Below are 1,982 nucleotides of genomic sequence, written 5' to 3'. Positions count from 1 at the left end.
CTGACTTTTGCAGTATCTAGTAAGTAAAACCGACTAAAAGGTTCATGTTCGCTATTTAGTCGGTTAATCCTTTGTAGTGAATAGATTATTTGATTGCCTTCGCTAATTCTCTTCGAATTTTTTCAACTTTCATTGTTTTATATCCTAAATCTAAACGATATGTTTCTCGAATTTGATTGAATAATGAAGTAGTGCTTTGGAGAAGATAAATATCTTTGTTAAGTTTCATTATGTTTGCACTGTTGAGCGCTTCTTTTAATTGATGAATTGGATAAGCCTTATCGAGTTTTAGTTGAAGAAGCCGATATAGCGTAAGAGCTAGATAACAGGTAAGGAAATGACCTTTGATGTGTTCGTCCGTCCAGACATAAATAGGTCTGCCTTCTAAATCCGTTTTTGTGACCTTAAACGATTCTTCAATCTTTGATAATTGATGATAATGATGAATGATATCGAGTGGTTCTAACGATAAATCATTCGTCACGATGCAGTAATATCCATCTAAGGCAAGATCTCTTTCATATTTTTCTTGATTAAATACATAAGTCGGTTTTGTTTTTAACACTTCACCGGTTATTTTATCAATCATCATCTTCTTGAAATATTTCTTAACACCAAAACTGTTTGATGCATTCAGTAAAGATGGATTATTGATAAACTTCTCTATCTTCTCGTCTAAAAACCCTCGTTTGTTTCTTTGATAACTTTCTTCATTTTTTGACCAGAAACATAGGAGATGTTCTGTTATTGAATAAGTCGATCCATCGGGTCTTTTTACGAGCCGTTCTCTTTCAACCGTCTTCGACTTGAAGGTGTTATCACTATTCCATTCATAGTCTTCTTGATCTAAAACAATATTGGCGAGTTCTGTGCCTCTCGCTCTAATTCTTTGAGAGATGATATATAAATCCTCTTCATTGTCAATATAGGCAAGATTTTCTCCTGAATTATTCCCTTTATCAGCTACGATGGTAATCTTGCCTAGATTGTATTCTTTCTTTATTTTTTCTAAGATTGGTTTCATCGTTGCTAAATCGTTTGTGTTTCCTGGAAAAAGTTCATAGGTAATTGGAATCCCTTCTCTATCTATGAAGAGTCCCATTTGCACAATCCCTGTTTCTCTGTTTTCTTTTGATACGCCTTTTTGACGTAGTCCTTTCAAACTTTCCGATTCGAAGTAATAGTTCGTTACGTCATAAAATATCAAAGAACAGTCTCTTCCTTTTGTTTCTTGAATTCTGTTGTGAATATGAAGCGTTAACTCGTCTTTCATTGTGGAAAGATGCGTTAGACTGCGATAGACGTCATCTAAAGAAAAGTCTGGTAGTTCAAAGAAGTAATTTCCTTTTTGTTCATAGGTTCTTTTCTTGGATGCCGGATTCAAACTTCTTGAAAAGACAAGCAGTTTCAAGATGTCATCTATTGAATAGCTGACATTGGTTTTTGCTTGATAGTTGTTCATGAACTCAGAGATATGGAGTTCGTTGTAAATAGCTTCTAAAAAGACATACCCATAGTTGATTGGAATCTGTTCGTTGGTCATCGACTCATTCATATCAACCAAAAGTGAGACATATCGCTCTTCTTGCTGCCGATTACTCAAATCTTTAGCCCATGCTTTTAACTCTGCGATAGCGTTCGGATTGTCTTTTGTTAGATCGGATACTGTCCCCAAAGACTGGATTACTCTTTGTTTAGGTTTCTTTTTCTCGTCTCGATAAGACTCGACGAGGTATACAAATTCTTCTTTATTGTATTTTGATTTTGCGAATCGAATATACATCATTATCACCCAAATATATTATATCATACTTTACTACTATTCACTACATATATTTAATGTTTTTTTGTTTTGCTATAAATAAATTGAAAAGGCGAATCAATGCCTAATTTCAGCCTTTGATTCGTCTTCGTTTTTGTAGTGAATAGTTCGTTTCTTTATATTTTTAACATTTAAATTGCTTTAGTACTGCAAAAGTCAG

Annotated in this window: 1 protein-coding gene; it reads right to left on the bottom strand. The window is 33.9% G+C overall.

What is annotated here, in order from left to right; genetic code table 11:
- Positions 1 to 85 precede the first annotated feature (85 nt).
- Positions 86 to 1,783, bottom strand: a complete 1,698-nt coding sequence (locus QJ521_RS09585) for an IS1634 family transposase (RefSeq protein ID WP_282840259.1) — start codon at positions 1,781 to 1,783, stop codon at positions 86 to 88.
- Positions 1,784 to 1,982 lie beyond the last annotated feature (199 nt).

The organism is Peloplasma aerotolerans (assembly GCF_030012175.1).
Lineage (GTDB): Bacteria > Bacillota_I > Bacilli_A > Acholeplasmatales > Acholeplasmataceae > Peloplasma > Peloplasma aerotolerans.
Note: the sequence above shows the minus strand (reverse complement) of the source record. Positions and strands in the feature narration are given on the sequence as shown.

What these genes read in the sequence shown, in the direction of transcription:
- QJ521_RS09585 (WP_282840259.1), bottom strand. Translation starts at nt 1,783, where the DNA reads ATGTATATTCGATTCGCAAAATCAAAATACAATAAAGAAGAATTTGTA.